The 25,280-nt window shown below is 29.7% G+C and carries 17 protein-coding genes; all 17 read right to left on the reverse strand.

Features of this window, described 5'->3' with window-relative positions; all coding sequences use genetic code 11:
• Positions 1-11: 11 nt before the first annotated feature.
• The gene (locus tag E0I61_RS09650; protein ID WP_165930208.1) at positions 12-3,182 is read right to left on the reverse strand and encodes a SusC/RagA family TonB-linked outer membrane protein; all 3,171 of its coding nucleotides are present in this window, start codon (positions 3,180-3,182) and stop codon (positions 12-14) included.
• Positions 3,183-3,319: 137 nt separating this feature from the next.
• Entirely contained in the window at positions 3,320-5,680 is a 2,361-nt protein-coding gene (locus E0I61_RS09655; RefSeq protein WP_132071042.1) for a TonB-dependent receptor, read from the reverse strand.
• Positions 5,681-5,860: 180 nt separating this feature from the next.
• Complete coding sequence (locus E0I61_RS09660) at positions 5,861-6,532, reverse strand: 4'-phosphopantetheinyl transferase family protein (RefSeq protein WP_132071045.1); 672 nt, start codon at positions 6,530-6,532, stop codon at positions 5,861-5,863.
• A 37-nt stretch (positions 6,533-6,569) separates the two neighbouring features.
• On the reverse strand, positions 6,570-7,739 hold the full coding sequence (gene moeB / locus E0I61_RS09665) for a molybdopterin-synthase adenylyltransferase MoeB (RefSeq protein ID WP_132071047.1): 1,170 nt from the start codon (positions 7,737-7,739) through the stop codon (positions 6,570-6,572).
• 12 nt (positions 7,740-7,751) lie between these two features.
• Entirely contained in the window at positions 7,752-8,873 is a 1,122-nt protein-coding gene (locus E0I61_RS09670; protein WP_132071049.1) for a hypothetical protein, read from the reverse strand.
• 5 nt (positions 8,874-8,878) lie between these two features.
• Positions 8,879-10,225, reverse strand: coding sequence for a hypothetical protein (locus E0I61_RS09675; RefSeq protein WP_132071051.1), 1,347 nt, complete (start codon positions 10,223-10,225; stop codon positions 8,879-8,881).
• On the reverse strand, positions 10,226-10,954 hold the full coding sequence (locus tag E0I61_RS09680; RefSeq protein ID WP_132071053.1) for an outer membrane lipoprotein-sorting protein: 729 nt from the start codon (positions 10,952-10,954) through the stop codon (positions 10,226-10,228).
• Between the two features lie 9 nt (positions 10,955-10,963).
• Positions 10,964-11,413: a hypothetical protein gene (locus E0I61_RS09685; RefSeq protein ID WP_132071055.1), complete on the reverse strand. Its 450-nt coding sequence runs from the start codon at positions 11,411-11,413 to the stop codon at positions 10,964-10,966.
• 43 nt (positions 11,414-11,456) lie between these two features.
• Entirely contained in the window at positions 11,457-11,741 is a 285-nt protein-coding gene (locus E0I61_RS09690) for a ubiquitin family protein (RefSeq protein ID WP_132071057.1), read from the reverse strand.
• Positions 11,742-11,752: 11 nt separating this feature from the next.
• Entirely contained in the window at positions 11,753-13,006 is a 1,254-nt protein-coding gene (locus tag E0I61_RS09695; protein WP_132071059.1) for an ABC transporter permease, read from the reverse strand.
• A 3-nt stretch (positions 13,007-13,009) separates the two neighbouring features.
• On the reverse strand, positions 13,010-13,693 hold the full coding sequence (locus tag E0I61_RS09700; RefSeq protein ID WP_132071061.1) for an ABC transporter ATP-binding protein: 684 nt from the start codon (positions 13,691-13,693) through the stop codon (positions 13,010-13,012).
• A gap of 11 nt (positions 13,694-13,704) precedes the next feature.
• Positions 13,705-15,372 carry an MBL fold metallo-hydrolase gene (locus tag E0I61_RS09705; protein ID WP_132071063.1) on the reverse strand — a complete coding sequence of 556 codons (1,668 nt, stop codon included), beginning with the start codon at positions 15,370-15,372 and terminating at the stop codon, positions 13,705-13,707.
• An 11-nt stretch (positions 15,373-15,383) separates the two neighbouring features.
• Positions 15,384-15,839, reverse strand: a complete 456-nt coding sequence (locus tag E0I61_RS09710) for an acyl-CoA thioesterase (RefSeq protein WP_132071065.1) — start codon at positions 15,837-15,839, stop codon at positions 15,384-15,386.
• A gap of 3 nt (positions 15,840-15,842) precedes the next feature.
• Positions 15,843-21,383, reverse strand: a complete 5,541-nt coding sequence (locus E0I61_RS09715) for a type I polyketide synthase (protein ID WP_132071067.1) — start codon at positions 21,381-21,383, stop codon at positions 15,843-15,845.
• A complete protein-coding gene (locus E0I61_RS09720) occupies positions 21,373-22,377 on the reverse strand; it encodes a DUF1702 family protein (protein ID WP_132071069.1) in 1,005 nt (334 codons plus the stop codon). Before E0I61_RS09720 ends, E0I61_RS09715 begins: the two co-directional genes overlap by 11 nt.
• Before the next feature lie 14 nt (positions 22,378-22,391).
• Positions 22,392-23,360, reverse strand: a complete 969-nt coding sequence (locus tag E0I61_RS09725) for a hypothetical protein (RefSeq protein ID WP_205728751.1) — start codon at positions 23,358-23,360, stop codon at positions 22,392-22,394.
• 18 nt (positions 23,361-23,378) lie between these two features.
• On the reverse strand, positions 23,379-25,259 hold the full coding sequence (locus E0I61_RS09730; protein ID WP_132071071.1) for a CRTAC1 family protein: 1,881 nt from the start codon (positions 25,257-25,259) through the stop codon (positions 23,379-23,381).
• Positions 25,260-25,280: the final 21 nt, after the last annotated feature.

Raw genomic sequence — 25,280 nt, forward strand, 5'->3', positions numbered from 1 at the left:
TTTATTTGGATTTAAAAAGTAACATTCATGCCTGTTGTAAATACTTGTGCATTGGGAGGCACATTTTGATCTTTCCCAGAATTTATAGAATTTCCGTTTATAGAAACTTCTGGATCTGAACCCCTATATTTGGTCCAAGTATATAGGTTTCCTGACTGCAAATAGATGCGTGCCGATGCAATTTTGTTTTTCAAGAAAGTTGCTTTCACAGGAATAGTATATCCTATTGAAATATTTTTGATTTTGATATAATCGCCATTTTCTACTTTTGAACTACTCGAAAACGAGAACCCCGCCGACACATTATCGCCGTATTGCAATTTTTGGATTTCGGTTATATCGCCAGGTTTTGTCCATCGGTTCAAGATAAAAGTACCGTTGTTGAAGTATCTTTGGTCGGAGTTCGTGGCTCTTGTGCCGTTATATAGTTTATTGCCAGCAACAAAAGTAAGATTGATACTCATGTCAAAATTTTTGTAACTAAAAGTATTGTTGAATCCTCCAGAAATTTTTGGCAAAGAGGCCCCTTGAATTACACCATCTTTGTAATTGTCAATTGCTGGTGCAGCGGTTCCGTCTAGGTGGGTCCATTTTGGCGAACCAATATGGTTGTATTGCACGTCTTTTCCAGTACTATTAGTAAAAACCATTAGACCATTATCTGGATTTACACCTTTGCAGGGAACGGCAAAAATAGATCCTACAGAATAGCCTTCACGAGTCATGTTTTGCACGCCAAATACACTGGGCACAAATACGTCTGTCGACAATGAGGTAACTTGATTTTTGAGTGTAGAAAAATTAAATCCTACATTCCATTTGAAATTTGGTGACTCAATAATTCTTGCATTTATACCCAATTCAAATCCTCGATTATACATGCTCCCCATATTGGTGTTGATATAATTGCCTGGAATTCCTGCCGATAATGATTGTGGTGCTTTCAAGATTAAACCATTGATGACGTTGTTATAATAATCAAGCTCTACATTTATTTTTTCATTAAACAGTGAGAAATTCAAACCCAAATCAAACTTTTTTACTAGTTCCCATTTCAAGTCAGGATTGGCAGTTTGAGCATAATTGAGTGTCGATTCGCCTGCATAAGTGCCCGAGGTATAAGTGCCAATTGCAGGATAATCGCCTATTTCGCTATTACCAACAACACCATAACTGGCTCTAATTTTTAGGTTATCGATGGTGTTGTTAAAACCAGAATTTTTATAAAAATCTTCTTCAAAAACATTCCAACCTAGAGAAGCTCCACCAAAATTTCCGTACTTATGACCCGTTGCCAAGGCCGAAAGTCCATCTCTACGGAAGTTGAAACTCAACAAATATTTTTTCTCGAAATCGTAAGTTACATTAGAAAAATAAGAAAGCATCGCGTTTTGGGTAGCCACATTTCCGTAAGGAGCAATATTGACAAAACCACCTTGATAATTGGTATAAGAAGGATCTAGAATATTGGATTGTTGTGCACCCCAACCATTGGTGGTGGTTTTTATAGTTTCTTGACCCAACAAAATAGTGAAATGATGCTTTTCTTTGAAATTAGCGTTATAAAGTAAGGTGTTTACAAAGTTGGTACGATACAATTTGGTAAACGTATTGGTTGCAACACCATTGGAAGTGGCTCCGCCTCCGTGAATAGGATTCAAGAAAGATTCATTGATAATCTGCAAATTGTTAATGCCGAAACTGGTTCTGAACTTTAGATTCTTGACCAGCTCCAACTCGCCAAACAAATTTCCTACAAAAGTGTTGTTCTCTGACGTGTTCAAATCCAGTTCTTGCACCATGGCTAGATTATAGGCATTGATTGTGCCAATAGTGTTTGGGTTATTGGCACCATACCCCACACTGATTCCGTTTTGAATACTGTACGAACCATCCGTATTATAAACAGGAACATTTGGAGGCAAAACATAGGTCATTCTTGCCAAAGGTTCGTTGGTTATATAATTGGTGTTGTATGAAGACGATGCTAAGGAGTTGCTAGAAACCGCACCCGTATTAGGGCCTGCATTTTTGCCATTGCTGTAGGTAATAGTTGTGCCAAATTTCAAGGCATTATTGAGTTGATGCTCCACATTCAATCGTGTTGCCAACCGTTTGAAGGTGTTGTTTTTGATAAAACTGTTTTGATTGGTATATCCTGTCGAAAAAAAGTAAGAAGTGGCATCATTTGCTCCCGAAATACTGATATTATTACTTTGAGAGAAACCAGGTCTAAAAGCAACATCATACCAATTGGTGTTTACTACACTGCCGTCTGGATTTTTTGCCAGTGCATATCCTGGCGCTCTACCCGAATTGACCATAGCTTCATTTTTGATCATTGTATATTCTTCGGCACCCAACAATTTAGGTAAATTATAGGGTGTACTCAAACTGAACCAATTGTCATAAGTTACTTTTGATTTGCCAATTCTACCTTTTTTGGTTGTGATTACAATCACACCGTTGGCTGCTCTTGAACCATAAATTGCAGCTGCTGAAGCATCTTTGAGTACATCTATGGTTTGAATATCGTTTGGGTTGATGTCAGACAATGGATTGTTGCCAATCAAACCTCCTGCCGAACCCACAAAAACGGTAACTCCATCGATAACTACCAATGGGAAAAGTCCCGAAGTAATGGTGTTCAAACCTCTTATTCGCATAACTGGTGTATTGTTCAAAATATTTGAAGGTTGAATTATTTCAACACCTGTGGCTTGACCGCCCAACAATTGGTCAAAACTTGATGCAGGTCGATTGCTGATTTGTCTTGCCGAAATAGTAGCAACAGCTCCCGTAAACTCTCGTTTGTTTTGTTGAGTATAACCACTGGACACCACTACTTCTTTCAACTCATTATAATTTTCTTTGAGTTGGATTTTTATTAAATCAAAAGAGGTCACTTTTACTTCTTGGCTTTCATAACCAATGCATATTACTTTTAATAATAAAGGCAATTTGTCAATATTTTTTATTTCAAAATTACCATTCAAATCAGATGAGGTTTCTATTTTGGTTCCTTTCAATAAAATTGAAACCCCTGTTATTAGGTTTTTTTTGGGGTCAGTAATTGTGCCTTTCAATGTTTCTTGTCCCAATGTTACTTGTGAAATTATTGCAACAAAAAACAAAATAAAATTTGATTTTTTAAGGCAATTATTCAAAACTATTGTATTCATTTTTAATCTTTTTTTTCTTTGGTCATGCATATAAAAAGTACATATTATATATTTAAGTATTTTTTTCTTATTTAATTGGTCCCCTTTTTTTATAATTTTGAGTAATCAATTTCTTTATAGTATATTTTCTTAATATTTTAGAACTCAACCCTCATTTGAAATGTAGGAAAGAATCCATTTTGAAAAACTGTATTTACAGAAGAAGTATTTTTGTCAAAAACTTGAAAATAAACATTCTTTCTATTTATTATATTTTGAAAATCGAAAGAACCTTCTATTGCAATTTTTCTTTTTAAACTTTTACGAATTCCTAAACGAATATCTGGCTTAAAATATAATTTGTTATGTTGTGTAAATGCTTCATTATCCTTAAACCTTGGTTCATTGTTTAGAACAGAACTTTCAATATCAAAAGGAGTATAAGGTAACCCTCCCGCAATAGTAACCTTTCCATTGATTAAAAGCGTAAGGTTATTTTTGAGTTTATATTCATATCCTCCTAAAGCATTAATGACATACTTTCCGTTATAAGCTGAGTTTCTCCAAATATTATCACTTCCTTTATATTTAGAATCAAATAAAGAAGCCGTAAGAAGAATGTAATAATCTTTTTCAAAAATTTTTTCCAAAGTAAATTCAAGACCATAATTTCTACCAACACCATTATTAACTAAATAGCCTTTATATGAATTTAGAAATGTATTTGCAGCATAATTTAAGATTGAATATGAAGAACTTTTTGTTTCAATAGGCACATGATTTAAATACTGATAGTATATTTCTGCTTTAAACCTAAAACTTCTTGATATTTCATTATTATAACCCACTACAACCTGATTACTTTGGGTAAACTTTAAATTTCTATTACTTTCGATTTTTGTTATTGGATCTTGATAGTAATAAAATCCAAAATGTTGTGTTTGATTATGTAAACCATATGCAATACTAAATGATTGATTTGAATTAAAATTCCAAATCAATCCAAATCTTGGTTCAAGAACAAATTGCTTATTAAGATTAAAATATTGACAATGAACACCCGAATTTAATGTTAAAACATTGTTAACCTTGTATTTCCAATGTATGTAAGATTGGATGATTGATGTACTTCCATCAAACTTATTTATATATTTAAAACCATTATTTAAAGGATTGGTTTGTTTATATATACTGTCTGTAGTTGAATAATTAATATCTTCAATACTAAAACCAGTTTGGATAGTATTTTTCGAATTAATTTTTTTATTTAGGTATGTTGATAAAATCAATTTAAAATTTGAATATCCAAATCCGCCTATTCTATAAATATTTTCATCGGCTAAGATTGAATCTCTATGCTGAGCATTTCCTTCGTATGTGATTGCTAATGTGGTTTTTAAAAAAGATTTTTTGTTAATAAATATATTGTGACTTACTCCTAAAATCCCCATTTTAGATCCAAAGTGCACGTTCTCACCTTTATTAGCTGGACTAAATTGAGTACTGTCTCTTTTTGAGTCATAAAAAACAGTATTACTTTTTCCTCCAATTCCAAAAACAGAAAATTCACCCACATTTTTTGATACTAAATTTATTTTAAAAGATAAATCTTGATATGTTGGGATAGAAGCAAAACCGAACTTAATTCCTAATTTAGTTAAAGTAGATAATGTAGAATATCTATAAGAAACCATATACGAAGATTTTTTTTTTTTACTTATTGGTCCTTCTGTCATTAGTTCAGCACCCAATGCACCTATAGTAAAAGTATTTTCATGTTTTTCGTTATTCCCTTTTCTCATTTTCAAATCGAATACGCCAGATGTAGCATTCCCGTATTCTGATGGAAAAGCGCCTGTTAAAAAATCGGAATTTGAAAGTATTTGAGGATTAATTATACTTATTGGCCCTCCAGTACTACCTTGACCACCAAAATGATTTGGGTTTGGAATAGAAATACCTTCTAACTTCCATAATAATCCTAATGGAGAATTTCCTCGAATAATAATATCATTCCTCTGATCATTTGCCCCTGATACTCCTGCAAAATTTCTAGCCATTCTAGACGGATCACCCAAACTACCCGCATACCTAGCTGCTTCTTTTGGGCTAAAGCTCCTAGCACTAACACTTGTCATTTTATTATTTAATCTATTTGTGTTTCGTGTTTGAACTTTCACCTCATCAAGTTGTTTAATAGGGTTTTCATCTAATTCAATTAATAAAACTATTTCTTTTGCTGAATTAACTTGAAGATCACTAACTGTTTGAGATTTATATCCATTTGCAGATACCATAATTGACATCCTTCCTAGTGGCACTTTTGTTAATTTAAAGTTTCCTAATGAATCGGTATAAATTTCATTATTCTCTTCTGAATTTTTTAAAATAATTTCTACATTAACTATTGGTAATTTTGAATCTCTATCAATAACGAAACCTCGAATAGTTTGTGTAACACTTTGGGAGTACATCAGTGTCGTCAATAAAAGAAAAAAGATAATTATTTTAGTTTTCATTTAAAAGAGTTATTTTATATTTATTATATTGTTATGATTGTCTGTGACTAATACCGAACCAATAAAATTCGTCACAGATTATATTATTTTTACTGATTCTTTTCGAAACAGTCTATAACAGGTGCTAATTGGTGAAATTTGTGATAAAAAAGACGCTTGACATAGTTAAGAATACTCATATTATACTTCATAGGTACTTACATCATCAAAAAATAACTCTTTAATAAATACATCCTCAAGTCTTAATAGTCTTGAAGTACTACAAATATGACAAACATATTGATCAAGTAAATTTATTTTTTTGAAATAATAATCGGTGTTATCAAGTCTTGCAAAATCATCATTCATTTTGATATCTTTTGCATCGAAAAAAATATTTTGATCAAAAACTTTGTATAAAGATTCAAATTTTGTCCAATAAGTATAAAATGTTTCTGTCTTATTTTTAGAATTATTAATTTTAAAAAAATCTTCGTTTTTAAATATTATATTAAAATTCTCAATATCAATATTCCCTTTTTTTTCAATATCTATACCAATATTTAGCTTCGATAAAACACAAATTGAAATGTCCTCTGAGTGAGAAATATTAAAATGAACCATTTTGTTTTTAAAAAAAGGTTTCCCTAGTGAATTGTAATTAATCTCTATTTTCTTAATATCATAACCTAAAGAATACAGCCCCTCTAGCAATAGTAATCTACCTAAAATCGTAAGTTGTATATCTTGCCACTTAATATATTTTTTAATTTTGTTCCAATCGTAGAAAATTTCGGAATATTTTTTTAAGTAATATCTAACTAAATCGTAATGATTCTTTTTTGAAACAGATGCGTAAAAAATAGTCGTCATATAATTATCACAAATCCAGTTATTACTATGATTCTAATTAAATTGTACAACTTTCACTATAATCACTGTACTCTGGATATTTTTCAGTTCCTTGGCAACCACAATACTCACAGTTTTTATTATTTTCAACTTTATACGTTTCAAAATCCATACTTAAAGCATTGTAAACCATTAGCTTGCCCACCATGTTTTCTAAACCTAAAATTATTTTAATAGCTTCTGTAGCGCATAAAACACCTATTAAACCTGGAAGCACACCCAAAACACCTGCTTCGGCACAAGAGGGAGCAATTTCTGGTGGAGGTGGCAAAGGATATAAGCAACGGTAGCAAGGAGCGTCCTCAACTTTCGATGAGGGCCAAAAAGTAGTAAACTGTCCTTCAAAAAGAAAAACTGAACCATGTATATTTGGGATTTTTAATTTGACACAAGCATCGTTTATTAAATATCTGGTGTTAAAATTGTCCGTCCCATCAATAACGATGTCATAATTACTAATTATTATTTCAATATTTTCTTTAGTAATTCTTTTGTTATATTCGATTACATTAATTTGAGAATTTAATTCTGAAATTCTCTTTTTTGCAGACATAACTTTAGACTTACCTACTGATTTTTCGGAATGAAGTATTTGTCTTTGTAGATTTGTTTTATCTACAATATCGTCGTCAATAATTCCTAAAGTTCCAATCCCAGTAGCTGCTAAATAAAGGGCTACTGGAGAACCAATTCCTCCAGCTCCAACAATTAGTATTTTACTATTTAGTAATTTTAATTGTCCTTTTTCTCCTACTTCTGGGACTAAAATATTTCTTTTATATCTTTCAAAGTCTTCTGAATTAAGTTTTTTTGGAATCTCAAAAGGGAGTGATTTATTTTTCCAAGCATTAAATCCACCTTTGACAGAAAAGACGTTTTTATAGCCCATCTGTATTAATGAATATGAAGCTATCAATGACCTCTTACCCGCTGCACACATAATAAATAATTCTATTTCTGGATTAGAAACTATTTGTCCGATTTGCATTTCTAACATCCCTTTTGAAATTCGAATTGCATTAGTAGGACTTCCTGAATTGATTTCATCAGGTTCTCTAATGTCTATAATTAGAGCGTTTTTACTAATTTGATTATTAAATGCTTCATCAACGTTTTTTTCGATGACCTTTTTATTTACCACATTTAAATAAGAGTTTAAATCTATCATATTTTTAATTTTTTATAAGCCTGAATTAGCATGACATGAGTAACATTGATAGGCTTTTTTAAAGTCCTTTGAATTAATAAAACTATGCAAAATAGGTTTTGGATAAGATGCTAAATTTTGACGAAATGATTTAATTTCATTTAACTTATCTTTTCTTAATTGAAATGTAGATTTATCTCTCCAAGTGTTTAAAAGTGCTGATTTATGAGTTTCTATATAATTAACAATTGTATTCATTATTCCCAAATGCATATCTAAATCATTAATTTGAGTGGATGATAATAATGTGTTATTTGTTAGCATCCAGTCAATTTTTTTTAAATTAACATCAAATTTATATAGAGGTCCTAAAATTTCAGGATACTTACCTCCAATACTTGGTAAAGTTCCAGGCACAATTAATTTTGTATTATAAGTATTTAGTACTTTTTCCATTTCAGGATTCTGAAACGTATTTAAAGGATCGTTGTAGTCAGTTAATACTACAAGTGGCATTAATAAATTCCATACAGGAACTTGTGTATAGTCTTGAAGATTATAACCAGTAAAATCCGTAGCTAATTTATGTGCAAAAGGATTGCTGAGATGGTTCGTACTTCTCAATCTTTTTTCCGTTTGATTGACTAATACAAAAAAACCATAGGCTCTATCATTATAACCATTTAAAGTGTAAGCCTGTCTTGCAATTTCTTCGGCTCTAGTCATCATACTTAATAACTCAGTAACTTCAAAATTATTTTGATTAGATCTAGCTCCTGAAAATAAACCAATTTCTTTACCTCCACTTATATCATTAAAGCTTATATATCCATCAAGATATGCACTCACAAGAGCTGTAATGTAGAATGAATAATACTGTTTTGACAGCCTAAAGTTTTCTAAATCACTATCACTCGTATATATTCCTGAAAGATAATTTAACTCTTGTTTGCCGTAAATTTCTTTAAAATTACTTAAAAAAGTAGAGATGTTATTTTTAACATTTTGAGAATCGAAGTTTAATTTTTCAAAAAAAATGGGTCTTATTTCACTTAAAAAAAAATCAGCTTTGTCATCAATTTCTTCTGTTTTGTTGCAAGAAACAAATATTAAAATAATAAGACATATTGCAAATAACCGTTTGTATATTTTCATAATATTTAAAGTTTATATATGATTCCTAACATAATTTGATTTCTTATAAATTTATTTAATCCATTATTTTGTTTGCCAAAATTGTATAAGACTACGGAATGTATTTCTAAATCATTAATAACATTCCATTCGATTAATGACGATAGTTGACTTGTATTATCATCAAAACAATAAGCATATCTGAAAAAATAATTTACTTGATTTAAAAAATCATTCTGACCAAATTGTGAAAACAAATAATTTTTTCTAATGTATTGCATACCAGGATTTATTGCTCTTGCTAAGTTTTTCTTAGCCAATTCTTTTGTAACATCAAAATTATAATTTGACGAAGTAAGAATCATATCATAATAAATTTTTGAGGTTAATCTATCATAACCTCTACCATTATAAAAGTATTCCAAACTAAAAGTTGGGCCAAAGTTAAAAGTGTATGAAGCACCAGCAATATTAGAGAAAAATAATTTTTTATTATCATTTATCATTTCATAATTAATTAATCCTGTACTATTCCCTTGTACTGGATAAAACCGATTAGGTTTATAATTAAATGCTCCATCTACCCATATAAGTATGGCTTCATTCATGTTTTTTTGTCCATTAAACCCAAAATCATAACTTTTATTTTCATCGAATGCGAATAATAAACTAAATTGACTTGACTCTGCATAGTTTTCTATTTGAAGCGCATATTTTCTGTGGTATTCAAAAAAAGGAATTTCATATATTTCAGATTCCCCTTTACCTATATTTGCCATTAACTGAAGCTTCCATTTAAGTGATAAAGAATATTTAAGTTCGAAAAAATCCATTGGTTTGAGCTCTAATTTAGGATTTAGTGAGATTGATTCTGAAAAAAATAGATTACTTGGATTTATAGTTGCTGATGTTCCAATATTCTTAAAGTATCGCCCAAAATAAACTGTCGATTTGTTAGACAGATCGTATTTCAATTTTAATTCCTGAAAATAGAAATCGTCTAAAATATAATTATTATTGTACTGATCATATTCTAAGTTATATCTTGGTTTTAAATTTATGCTTATTTTTTTTTTTTCATAATTAATATCTGGTCTTATATATAATCCATAGTCAAAAGAATCAAGTTTTGCTACTTCATTGCCCGGATTGATTGTTTTTTTTTCTTTTCTAAAACTTGTACTTCTTAAAAAAGAAAATATATCTATTGAATAATTTAAACTTTTTTTTACAATAGAATCTTTTTTTACAATAGAATCTTTTTTTACAATAGTGTCAAATTGAATATCAAGCTTCAATGAATCAATTTGTGAAAATGATAAATTAAAACAAGATAGATAAACAATTGTTATGATAATAAATCTTTTACTCATTTATTTATCAAATTTAGACATATTAAATGATGTTAATTTCGGATTAGATATTTCTAATAAAGTATAATCACCATTATTGATATTATCAACTATTGTTATTTTAGAAATGAATTTAACATTTGCTTTTATAAAATTGTTATATTCAAATGTTGCTATTTTAATTAATTTATCAGATTTTCCAAAAAACTCAGCTTTTAATCCCAAATTATCATCTAAACTTATCCAATATTTCACTGTAGAATATGACACTAAATTATTCTTAGATTCTAAAACAAAAAGGTAACATTTTTTATTATCTAAGACAGTTTCTTTTGTAGATTTGATATTGTAATCAATAAAGTAATTTGCATTTGCAACATCTGCATTTGCTGCAGACCCAGTTAGTCTTTGTCTACCTGATATAGGAATTCTTTTCTCAACTCCTTTTTTAGAAAACCACATACTGTTATTCCTAATTAGTAATTTTTGATCTGAGAATTTTTTGGGTTTTAAAAATGATATGAGCGCAAATTGATTATTTTCTATAGTTGAAGCTTCTACAAATATATTTATTTGGTTTTCTAAAATTAATTTCTTGTAATTTTTAACCTCTAAGTCCCAACTCAGCCCGTTCAACTGCCCACCTCTATGTGTGTCTGCAACTTTTAATATTGTAGAATTTTTGTCGTTATTTTGACTAAAAATAAGATTTGAAATAAGCAGTAAAATTATTGTTTTTATTTTTTTCATGATTTTTTGTTAAAATAGATTTAAACCAATTAATGATGCTATAATACCACAAACAAAAGTGCAAATAGCTCTAATTATATAATATTTATAAATTCTGAAAGCCTCTTCATTTGTAGCTAATTGTAGTTTAGGCCAAGTAAATACTGTACCATAAAGTGTAAACAATGTCATAATAAGTAAACAAAAGACTTTTACGGCTACCATTAGGATTTGTGTTTTAGATTCTACGGGCTTTATTATTAAAAGACTAATTCCGGAAAACCATAAAAGAAAGATTCCCGTGTAAACACTATAAAACACTTTTGTACCTTGACCTACAATAAATTTGAATGGAAATTTACCTTTAGCCATACTTTCTCTGGCAGAAGGCCAATCTATAAATGCTCCCATATATACAGCTCCTACCCAAATAATAGTCGCCACTAAATGAATATTCTTTAAAATTCGTACTAGTATCATTTTTTCAATTATTAATATTTTAAAATACCTTTATAAAACAGGATTATCCTCCAGCTCTTGATAATAATAAAGAAATCTTATCATTTTGAACCACTTTTGTGCTAAGACCATTTAAGGTGTTAATATTATTTTCGCCTAAGTATAAATTAAAATAAGGTCTGACTTCGTTGTTTTCGTCAAGCAATCTTTCTAAAACATTTCCGTAAGTATTTTCAAGATGATTCAATAAATCAATAATACTTTCACCTTCAAATTCTACTTCTTTTATATTATTAATAAATTTTGCAATTTGTACAGGGAACTTAATTTGTATTTTTTTAGTTGTCATAATTGATTGTTTTAATTACTTTGATTTAACGAATTTATGATTCGTTGATTTGTGATTCTTCGAGCTGCAAAAAATGAAGAAACAACACTTGCTACTACAAACATTACAAACACACTAATAACAGTTGGAGCTTTAAAAATAAGGCCTATTAAGACTTCACTTGAAGCTACAGGCGGAATAAATGTAATGTTCAACCACTGTAGTAGTAATTTTATTAATAGAAGTATCGGAATGGCTATTAAGCAACCAAATATTCCCATAATTAGACCTTCTAAGCAGAATATTTTGATGATATTCTTTTTTAACATTCCCATTGCACCTAAAGTTCCAATTTCTTTGGTTCTTTCGTTTACATTCATTTGCATTGTATTTAATAGAGTAAGAAGTACTATAAAAGAGATAATGATACTTAACACTCTAAAAATTACACCAAACATTGTTTTTACTTTTCCGTAGGAAAGTGAAATTTTATCCCAAGTTTTAGATTCGACTTTAAATCCTTTTTGCTTCAAAGCTTTAAAGACTTGGTCTTGAGTAGTTTCCAATTTTGAAAAATCTTTAACTGTAACAACTAATCGTTGTGCACCTTCTGTATCGTATAATTCTTGTGCACTTGAAAAATTCATAAGCACAAATTTGTCATTTGTACCCGGATTTCCAGTATTGTATATTTGACCAACAGAAATATCTAAAGCATTTGCAATACCATCTTTAGTTGAAGTAAGCAGTGTTAAGTTATCACCTTCTTTAATTTTTAAATTTTTAGAAAGTTCAGCAGATATTGCAACAACATCCTTCTTATTATTATTGGAAGTAGGCAATGACACAACGCCTTTTTCTTTTATTCTTCCATCTATACTTGTTTTTGATAATTGTTCATCATCAATCGGCACAATTGCTTCAGATATAAAAATGGTTGAAGAATTTCCATTGCTTATTATTCCAAAAAGACTTAACCTTGGTGTTGCAATAGCTACATTTTCATTCGATTTTACTATGGCTTTAATGTCTTCAAGCTCTTTTTTAGTCCATAAATAATCTTGTGGACTAATTTTTCCATTTTCACTAAACCCTTCCTTCGAAATGGTAAAATGGCCTAATTTTTCATTAACAATTGCTTGTTCTTTAAGTCTAGAAAAAATATTATTAAGCATACCACCAATTACTCCTAATGCTGTGAATCCCAGACAAATTGTAAATATGGTAACAACGGATCTTTTTTTGTTTCTAAAAATATTTCGTAATGCAAAAACTATATTGTTCATAATTTATTTTTTTATTTGTCCATCTATCAATTCAATTGTTTTTTCGACTTGATTTATTATTCGCGGGTCATGAGTTGAAAATATGAAAGTTGTTTTTTTTGTTTCATTTATTTTCTTCATCAAATCGATAATTTCGATACCTGTTTTACTGTCTAAGGCAGAAGTTGGTTCATCAGCAATAATTATTTCAGGATTTGTTATCAATGCACGAGCTATTGCCACTCTTTGTTTTTGACCACCACTCAAATAATTTGGTCTGTGATTTAAATGATTTCCTAAACCTAATTCATTGAGTAGTTCTTTAGATTTTTCAATGTTTTCTTTGTTATTTCCATTTTGAATTTGAAGTGCTAAGGCAACATTTTCTGTAGCACTAAAAACTGGTATCAAATTGAAATTTTGAAAGATAATACCGATTTTGTTACTTCTAAATTGAGCAATATCTTTATCTTTGAGGTTTTCAACATTAATATCACCATATAAAATTTTACCTTCTGAAGGTTCATCTATAAAAGATACTAAATTAAGCATACTACTTTTTCCACTACCTGAAGGACCAATTATGGCTATAAAATCTTGATTGTTTATAGTTAAATCAATGTCTTTTAGGGCTTCTATTTTTTGAGTTCCAAGAAAATACGTTTTATTAACTTTCTGAAATTCAATTAGTTTTTTATCTTCACTCATAAAATATAAAATTAATTATTTATTACATTTAATAAATCATTCATTGATCCAAGACCACCTTGAATCGAAATTATTTTGTCTACATTTAAGTTTTTTTCATTAATATAATCCAAAAGGTATTTTGCTCGGCGTTTTAATTCCGATTTTGTAGAAGGTGTATAGCTGTTAAAAGCTTGTCCATTCCAAACTCTATAGAAACTACCCATCCAAAGCATTTCAGATTGAATTATTAAATGATATTCGGGAACGTACACAATTAACATATCATCAGAATGCTGCCCTGATAAACTATTAGATTCAAAAAAAGTTTTTAAAGGATGAATTTGTATTTCACCCCCCGAAAGGTTTACTATATTATTCACGGATTCAATAGAAACGGCTCTCGGGTTTAATGATAGAGCATCTGGATGAATATTGTGAATTGCATTAATAACAGAAGTCAATTTTCCAACACCATTTTGAGCAGTATAGATTTTCCCACATTCATAGGCAGTTTCTCTGATTCCTGAGAGCGTTGCACCATGAGAATGACTTGAAATTCCCGCAATTACAGGGATACCTGGGAATTTACTTTTTGCAGTATTTATTATACTTCGTGTCCATATATTATTTAAAGGGGATTCAAAAATTACTAAACCGTCATTGGTTTTAATGACTACTCCGTAAATACTATGATCTGGTCTGCCAATTATTTTTACATTATCGCCTACATGTTGATTTTGAATTCCATAAATTGATAAATCAAAATCTTCTAAAATCATGGCTCCACTATTTAATGGCTGATCAAAAATTAAACCTCTTACAATCCATCTGTTATACCATTGAGAATGTAGGTATCCAAAATCTGCATTTTGCTCATTAAAAACAATAGGATTAGCGATGGTGATATTAAAATAATCTGAAGTGATTAAAGGATTTATAATTAAATTGGATATTGTTTCAATTTTTAAAACCTTATCATTCAAAAGATAAGTTAATTTTTTCGGAAATTTTATATTAGAAATATCACTCCAATTTTCATATTTAACTTCAAAATAAACATCACCATATAAATAATCATCTTCTTTAATTCGGGCACATTTAGGTAGTTTAGTACTAGAATCAAATAATAATTCGATATTTAACCCTTGAATTCTTGTTGGAATTAATAAAGTATTCTCATTTACTTTGAGTCCTAATGTAATTGCTTGTTTTAATAAACCTATTGGATTTGCTAATTTTTGATTTTTTAAAATGGCTTCAATTTTACTGGAATATATTGGAATAGCCGAAGTTTGATTAAAGAAATGAGATTTGAAATCATATTTTCCACTTATAGAACCATGTTTATCATTAATTGTAATTATTGCACTATTTGAATTGTAGTCAAAAGGTTGTTTAATTTCAAGATTGTTATAAATAAGTTTACATTTTCTACTATTAACTTCTTCAATATAATCAAAGATATAATTAGACGTATTTATAGGGTTTGGCATAGTAATGGTTGACTCTTCCCATTCATATGAAGCTCCATTAATTCGATAAGATAAGGTATTAAAATTTGAAATATTTATCTCACCACCAACTTGTTTTAATGCTTCAGCTAAATTTATTGAATCATTAGACAAATCTTCTTCACAAGATGTTGTAAGCCAAAAAAGGCTTACAATTAAAAGTGAATTATAAATTATTTTTTTCATGATTTGAAACATTAACTAATTTGGTATTCTTCAAATAAATGAAACATAGAGTCTGGAAAATTGGTTGGTATCATTTTTCCATTTACCTCAACCATTGCTGCTGTTGCATGAGTTCCTTTGCATGATAACGTTAGCGATTTATCGGCTTCTTCTTTATAATATTCAAATCGCATAAGTAATCGGCTGCTACTTTGTGCTTCAAGATACATTCGCATAACTACTTTATCAAAAGCAAAAATTTGAGAGATATATTGAACACTTAAATCAAGTGTAATAAGAGCAAGACCTCTATAAATTTCGTCAATTATATCTGGACAATATTCATAAAGAAACATTTCTCTACATTTGCCTTGCCAAACCACGAAGTTTGCAAAATAGATATTGCCAACTACATTGGTTTCTTCAAAAGTGGTTATAAAACGATATTCGAAATAGGATTCTCCATCTGGAGATTTTATCATTGGCATAATTTAATTTTTTATTAGGTTTAATTCTTCTTGATAGATATTAATAACATACTCCGTTTTACTATTAGATAAAAGAACATTAGTTGAATCTAATAACTTATGACCGTTATTTTTTGAATTTGCATTGGTTAATAAAGAATTGAAAGAAATTATAACATCATTGTATTCCATTTTTGAAGATGTTGTTCCATTTGATAATTCATTCACTAACCTTCTACAATCGTTTAAATCAATTTTAATGTTTGAATTATTAATAAGATGTCGAAGTTTGTATTCTAAAAATGGAACTAATAAGTTATAATCCCATTCTCCTTTAAAGGATGTTCCAGAAACTTGGGTTAATATAAGTTCGTTCCAAATTTGTTTTACTTGTCCTTTTGCATTAAATACAATTACATCAATTGTTGTATTGCTTCCATTTTCAAATAATTCAGTTGTTTTAATATAGAATGGACCCTCAATTTTTTCTGGGTTTATTGAAATGCTTTTAGCAGATGTTGGCAATAATCTTTGGCTTGGTCTGCTAACTTGGTGACAATGAATTGCAGCATCATTTAATCCAGGGTCGCCTAGAATTTTTTCTTCTGATAAAAAAGAACTAAACCATTGATCTTCTATATTATTATTGGCTTGTGCAAGAGCACCCAATGATTTAATTTCAGAAAAAGCAACAATTCGTCTAAAAGGCCCTTCATGGAAGAGCAAATCATCATAGAATTTTTTAGGAACATCAATTTCTAGGCTATTCCAAGTTGTTACTTTATTATCTGTTTTTTTGATAAGTTCTGCTTCGAAATTAAGTTCTGCTTCGAAACAACTAACTTCAAAATTAGAGTCTTCACTTTGAACGATTACTTTTATTTTATATTCTGATAATCGTATAGCAATAAATCGAACACTATTATTGCCTTCTTTAGGAATAAATATTGATTTGTTAATTTTTAGGCCTTCAAATTTCCAATTTTCATTTGTTGGATAAAGATATTTTGCCACTTGAGCCATTCCTTCAAGAATCATAACTGTTGGAAATACGTATTGCCCGTCAAACACGTGATTTTTTAAATACAAATCATCTTCTAGATTAATATTTACTTCCGAAACGACTTCAATATTTGGGATATGGTGCGTTATGTTTGCAATAAATCTACCAATAATTGGTTTTCTTTTGGAGTAAACCAAAGTCGGAATTTTTCCAAATCTACCCGAAACAATATACCTTCCATTTTGGCATTGATCATCACTTATAACTGCTTTTAAAATTTCGACACCATTTTTAATAGGAATTGGCCAAACACCTTGTCCTTTAAGGATGTCTATACTATTTAAATTAACACCCATTCCGGTTTCATCCCAAACAGACCATTCTAAAGTAATGCATTTGCAATGACTATTTTCTTTACTAAAATTCTCAATTACTAAAGCTAGTTGATCGTTTGCCCATGCATAATCTGCATTGCCTTGCATTCCGCTTTGAGCAATAATAGAACCATAACCTATTACTAAATTCAGTTGCTTTGCATCTACAGCATCGATAATATTTTTCATTCCGTCTACTTTAACAGAAAAAGTTTTGTCGAAATCTTTTATTGATAGAAACTCAATTCGATTTGGATTATTAACTCCAGCTCCGTGAAGTATCGCTTTTATATGTCCTAATTCTTTAACAATGTTAACTACACAATCGTTTAAATCTTCTTTGTTTAGAACATTAACAGAATAATATTTATATGTAATATTATTTCTCTTTAACAGTTCTAGATTATCACTAAGCGCTTTATCTTGGTTAGGATTTGATCTTCCAAAAATGGCAAGTTTTGCATTTGTAACTTTTGCCATTTCAAATACCGATTCAAATGTTATTCCTTTTCCTCCTCCGCTTGCAAGAATAACATCTCCTTCAGAAATAGGATAATTGGCATTGTTTTTCTTTGGGAATATGATTTCAACTTCAGACTCTGTTCTAGTTTTAGAAACATCATAACTTACTTCTTTGTATTTATTACAATTTTTAATTTCGTCAATTAGCAGTGTTTCAAAATCTTTAATTTCAGAATTAAAATCGATAGATAAGGTTTTAACATCTGGACTTTCTTGTTGAAAAGAGCGTAAAATTGGTTTTAAATCGCCTTCGATTTTATTAAAAGTAAAATCTACTAAAGCAATAAATTCTAGATTTTTAATTTCAGGTCTTTTTAGAAAATTTAAAAAAAGTTCAAGGTAACTATATCCATAATCAGAAGAATAAACAAAAACGGCTCCATCACCGAGATTTAAATTGGTGTTATTTAAAACTAGCTTCAATTGATTTTTTAATTCTTCCTTTCCTTCAACTAGAATAGTACCCTGTTTTTTATTAACATTAATTTTAGTTAATTCTTTTGGTATTGCTTTTCTGATTAAAGTATGTGTCCAATTTGGCAAATTATCTAAATTGATTTTTTTTCTATCTAAGGAGTTTATATTTATCGTTTCTCCTTCAAAAATAAGTTTACTTAACTCGGAAATACTTCCATCGGAATTAGCCAATATAGAAGCCGCCGAAAAAACCTTATGGCTTTTATTAAAAACTTTTGCGGTTAGAGATAATATTTCTGTTATTGCCAACGAATTGATATGCAACTGCGACATTATTTTATCATTGTCGGTTATGATTTCAACAGGAATATCCGTTTTGTCACTAATGATTTTTTTAATATGAGTTATTATTCCTTCAACGGAATTAGATACACTTACATTATTATTATTATTATTTACTTCTTTTGAATCAGAAGTTTCTACAGAAGTTTCGGCTATTGTATAAGACCCATTATGATTGACTTTTTCACAAGGGTTTTCTAAAGCTTTTAATTCCCATGTATTGAAATCAAAATCTCTAAAAAATCTATTTGTTGATAATTCTTCAAAAGCAACTTGATTGCCACTAATAAATGCAGCCGAAAGAATTTTCAGAAATCCTTCTAAAGAATTAGAGCCATAATTTAATGAAATTACATGGGTATCATTATCATCAATAAGCGATTTAGAAAGTGCATTTCCGGGACCAATTTCAAATAAAAATGAGACTTTCTTTTTAATTTCATTTATGGCTTGAATAAATTTTACGGGCTTTTCAATTTGTTCAAATAAATGTTGATTTATATTTATTTTTTCATCTAAATATTTTGCAGACACAGTTGAAATTATTTTTTTTAACGGTTTATTAAACTCTATTTGAGTTGTTTGTTCTTTAAATTTAACGGCTGCCTTTTTCATTAAAGGAGTATGAAAAGCATGTGATACTTTAAGCCTTACTGTTTGAAAACCTTTACTAAAACCTTTATTTTCTATATCTCCTATGTGGATTGAATTTCCACCAACAACAAAATTATCTGTACCATTATAACCTGTTATTACGATTTTGGAATTTGAAATTAAGTCCTCAATTTCAAATTCATTACATTTTACAGCAAGCATGGCTCCATCTTTTTCGCCATATTTAGACATCAATTCACCTCTAATTTTTGCCAAGTCAATAGCGTCATTAGTATTAATAACTCCTGCCCATGCTAAAGCTGCAATTTCGCCTAAACTATGACCAATACCATATTCAAATTCAACACCATAATTTTCAAGTAAATTTAATGATTCAAGTGTGCTTTTAATGATGTGAGGTTGAGCAAAACTTGTGTCCACAGTAGCACTATTATTACTTAAATTACTGGCTCGATTTGAATTAGTTTCAAAATTAACATTTTCAAAAGCTCCAATATTAGGATAGATTGGTGCGCCTTGACCAGGAAATAAAATAGCATTTTCAATTTTGTCTTGAATAGCACTATAAAAAACACCTTCATTGATGTCGAAAAATAAGTCTTTATCTTTACTGATATTATCTAATAGAAAAGAAACTTTTTTAAATAAGTTTTCAGGGTTTTTTGCAACTAAACTGGCTTTCCATTTACCATTAATCTTTGTGGTTTTGGTTAGATTATTTGATAAATCTGTCATTTCAGCTCTAGAAATGTCACGAGAAATACTTTTTAGACGCTGTAATTTTTCTAATAATGATTCAAAATTATTTGAAGTTAAAGGAAACACTTCTGCATCAAATGGAGTTGTGGCTAATTTTTTTGTAAAAGAAGAAATTTTCTTTATTGGGGTTGATTTAGGAAATTCTTCAATTGTAATATGAACATTTATTCCACCAAAACCAAAGGAAGATATTCCAGCTCTAAAAGGTTGCTCATCAGTCCATAACTGAGGTTTATCTATTAATTTAAGAAAATTGCTATTTTCTTCTAATAGTGCATGAATGCCACTTGTTTTTTTAGAAGGTGGAATGATACTGTTTTTTGATGATAGAACTGCTTTTATTAACCCAGCTACACCAGCAGCAGCTTTAGTATGACCTATAAGATGCTTTATTGACCCTAATATTGCAGGGGAATTTGTTTTGTTTGAGTTTTTTAATTTGTCAACAATAGCTGAAATTTCAACTTCATCACCGGTTGGAGTACCTGTTCCGTGAGCTTCAAACATTGAAATAGTTGATATATCATAATTGGCTTTTGAATAGGCTCGGTCCATGGCCAATTGTTGTGTTTCAATTTTTGGCCTTGTCATACCTCCTTTTCCATCAGAAGAAATTCCCCATCCTTTAATTACGGTATAAATATTTAACCCTTTTTTAACAGCTTCCTCTTCTTTCATTAAAACAAGAATACCACAACCCTCACCTGGCCAAAATCCTTGAGATTTATTACTAAAAACTTCCATTTCAGACTTTGCAAGAGCGCCATTTCTAGCAAAACCTATAAGTTCAAAAGGGTCAATACTTAAATCGACACCACCAACAATTGCAACTTCTATATCATTATTTATAATTGAATTACATCCATTTACTACGGCTAGCAAAGAAGAAGAGCAAGCACCATCTACAGTATATCCACCACCTTTAAAATCAAAATAATTACATACTCTACCAGCTATTGTATTACTAAGACCGCCTGCTAACATATCAGCATCAGGTTCTGGAAAAGGTTCTTTATACTCTTTTTCAGCAGCAGATAAAATATCATTCATATCTTGGTCTGAATATTTTAATCTGTTCAATGTTGATTGCAAGGTTTTATAAACATACGGCCATCTTAATCTTAAGATATTAGCACGAGTAAATTCGGCATTTAAAGAATTACCAATGATAACGCCAACTTTTTCTTTATTAAGCCCATTACCGTTTTCAAAACCAGCATCTTTTAAAGCTCCCGAAACCACATCTAATGTTAGCCATTGTGCAATATCAGTTTGTTCAAAAGTTGATTTCGCTATTTTGTATTTCATTCTATCAAAATTATAGCCTGTCAAAACAGCTGCATGTTTTGAATAGGTATAATCTACTTTAGTTGCATCATCAGAACCGTAATAGTTTAAATTTAAACGACTGTCAGGGATTCTTCTAAATTGTTGTCTTAATGATAAAATGTTTTCCCAAAATTGATTTAAATTATCTGCACCAGGATATCTGCAATCTATTCCAACAACAGCTATTCCATTATTATTTTTCATAAACAATCTTTTTTATTACTTTACCAACATTGTCGTCATTTAAATTATATTTGACCCAAGCTCTTATTTCTTCTAAGAACACTTTTAACGAATGTTCTCCATTTATATACCTTCTTCCATCTAGTTTAACATTTGCTTTAAAGGCAAATTCATTACATTCTTTAGCTGATTTTCCGGTTAGAATTTGCTGTGTTGTATCTTTTTCATGCGGGTTTTCGGCTATATCTCTTGTGTGAGATGCTAATACAGATCCCTCGCCTAACATGTAATCATATTGGCAAGCCAATCTTTTTAAATCAAGAATTTTTTCAGGCGGAACTCCGCCAGCATAAGTAGCAGCTAAACCAACTCCAGCCCAAATACCTGCTTTTCTGTTTTCTGGGAAAAGAGAAATTGTTTGATGTATTTTTTCTGGATTTCCTCCATTATAAAACCATAAAGCTCTACCAATTCCATTATCATAACATTCTATATAAAATGGATCTTTTTGTACACTTTTAGGGATATATAGATTGTTGATTGCTTTTTTAGGTTTAAAATAAGCATAATAAAAACCAAATCCATTTAATATTAATAATCCGCTTGTGGGAGAAGCTTTTTCTAAAAAATTTTCAAAAGGTCTATTAAAAAAAACACCACAGGCTATACCAGCACCTATGTAAGACATGTATTCATGATTTTTACCTTCCCCTTTTATGAAATTCCAGAATCTATTTTTATTAAAAGGCGAGAATAAATCTAAGGTATATAAACCCATTCCTATTCCTTCATTATAAAACCCAACTAATTCTGTTTTTATAATAGATCTATTTAACATTAAATCATCTGATAACCCAGTTTCTAGAGCAGTGTTATAGCCTTTAACTACCGTTTTTGCAACACTTTCCAATCGTTTTCTTGGTAATTCATTGACTTGAAATCCACGAACATCAAAATTTGCTTCTGAAAGTGGTAATGCAAACATCATTTTTCTTAAAATAGCTAACTTTCCCATATAATTTATTATTATCAATAATTGTTTTCTAAAATTTTAGGTATTTCTTCTGTATAGATTACTTCTTTTCTCATTTCACCATTATTTGAATCAATATCCTTATTTATAGTCTCTTTTATTTCTTGTTTTTGCATATTAGTTATCCATAAATAAACTCCTCTAATACTACAAACTGTAAAAAGAGAAAAGAACAATCCGAAAACGACATGAAAAGCCATCAAAATGCCATAAGTAAAAGCAACACCAGCTCCAAAATAAATTTGGTTTTTAAATTTAAAAGGAGTTGTAGCTGGATCACTCACCATGTAAAAAGTAAATAATAGAAAAGCTACACCAGACATGGTTCCTAAACTTGCGATTGTTGCAGTATCAAAAATGGTTGTTCTGATAACTGTTTGAAGGAAAAATCCAATTAACCAAGCAAAAATCAAAGGCATTTTTTTTGTAAATTTTGTATTTAGAAAACTTCCTAAGGAAACAAAAACTAGTATAAGAAACCAATCCCAATAACCAGATGTTGCTTCTGAGAATTGATATGGAGGTGCTGATCCAACAGAAGGGAATAAAACAAACAAGGCAACTATACCCGTATTAGATGGATTTAAAAAGTGTTTGTTTTTCCCATTTATTTTGATTCTGAAAATATATTTTGATAAAAGTGCGGCAGCAACACCAAAAGAAACTAATAATAAGTTTGTATTAGTAAATGTTAGCATTCCGACTGCTAAAGCTGAAATGTGTCCAGGTAATAAAAAAAGTATTAAATTTTTTATTCCTCCTAAATAAGTAGGTTTTCTATTTTCATTTCTAGCTACTAAAGTTTCCATTAATAATTCAACGAAGTATGCCGTTCCCAATGCAACAGCTACATGCGAGTACGATTGTTCAAATCCTAAGTAAAGATGTCCTACAATGTTTAATAATGTTATTGCTGAAGCAAATCTTATTAATGCGGGGATTCTGTTATCTATTGCTTTATTCATAATATATTTATTTAATTATTAATATGGTAAGTAAATGGTATGCCATCCATTATTTAGATTGATTTTTGATTTTTTTATTATTCCTTTTGAATTCCTCCAAGTAAGATCAACACTAACAATTTCATTGTTGTTTTTACCAAGACCAAAATGAAGTTCTGGACTATTTCTTCCAGAATGGCCATTACCGCCATCAACAAAACGCATAAGTTCTTTTCCGTTTTTTAATTTTATTTTTGCGATTGCTCCAATTGCATATTTAGTTGGACCCTCAATTTTTTCGTCAATTTTAATAGAATTATTAGTAGAATTTAAGGGGAATTTTAGAGACAATCCTAAAAAGGAATTAAAAGATTTTGATTTGTTATGATATAGTTTTGAGTCTTCCCATTGGTTGCCCGTTACAAAATCTAGTTTACCATCATGGTCAATATCTGCTATTGCAATGGCTCTTGTAATTTGATTTTCATCAATACCAATATTTTTTGAAAGGTCAAAATATTTTCCAGATTCAGATTTAACAAAAAAAGGAATATGGGCATTTCCAGATATAGCATCGCCAGGTTTTAATTGTGGCCAAAAATTAATATCGGCTAATAATTCATCATTTAAAGTTGCTAATTCTTGTAATTCTGGCCAACGATTTGTTTTTCCTTTTACAAAACCAGTTGCTTGTACAGCTTCGGGTATCATATCATTATTGAAATCTCCAAATTTACAATCCCAACCCCAAGAACTTCTTGACATTCCGAGATCTTCACTTTTGTTTTCAAAAGGAGCTATTCCACTTTCAATTAGTTTTTTATCCCCATTATTTATAAATAAGAAGTGGCTTTCATGTAAAGCATAATCATCGGCAATATTACTAACAAAAATATCTAGTAAGCCATCATTATTTATATCATACATCTCAGCTCCCATTCCTTTAAATGAATCATTTCCGATTATATTAGATTTTAAACTTGTAAACGTTCTTTGACCTTTTAGTTCTTTGAATAGGAGTTTTCCTTTAGTAGATTTATTTAATAAAAGTTTATCTGGACCAAAATCATTTGATATATATAAATCAGGAACTAAGTCACCATCTATATCACCTGCAGCTACAGCTAAAGTCCAATCATTTGGAAGAGGAAGACCCTTTAGCCAATTCTTATCTTCTTTGAAAATAGCCTTCCCATTTTTATCAATTCCTGACCATAAAAAAATTCTATTTCTTGCGCCATTATCACCATGCGACATAGAATGTTGCATAATTTGATTTTTGTCTGTACAATTTGGATTGTATAAAATAGACTCATTAGGGAAATAGTTCCCAATAAAAATGTCGGGATGTCCATCAGAATCAAAATCAGCTATTGTTCCAGTTGTTGAATTCCATGTTTCATTTAGAATTAATTCGGCTTCATCGTATCCTTCATCTGACTTATAAAATAGGATAGGAGATCTTCCAAAATACATCACTAAAATGTCTTCTTTACCATCTTCATTAAAATCATTAACTAATAAACCAGAAGGCGCTACTCCTTCGTTCATTGGTAAAGTTTTTACTTCTAATTCAAAAGGTAAAAATCGATTACCAGTATTATTAAGTGGCGACACAAAAACTCTATTAAATCTTGGATCAATAGATACAACATCATTTAACAAATTGTCATCATCATAATCTATAAAAGCTACAGAGGTTCCAATAGAAGAAATCCATGTGGATAATTTTTCATATTGAGGATGCACTTTTCTTACGAAAATCGGATTCAAATTTTTTGGATAATACAATATGCTTTTTTCAAAATTAAAATTGGATGATAATTTTGTTTTTTCACTATTGCTAATATCTTTTGGTCTTGCAAAAGCGTACAATACTAATAATAGTATAACTGCAATAATTCTTGGAATTTGTTTCATAATAATAGTATTTCTATTGAT

It is taken from the genome of Flavobacterium ranwuense (assembly GCF_004349315.1).
GTDB lineage: Bacteria > Bacteroidota > Bacteroidia > Flavobacteriales > Flavobacteriaceae > Flavobacterium > Flavobacterium ranwuense.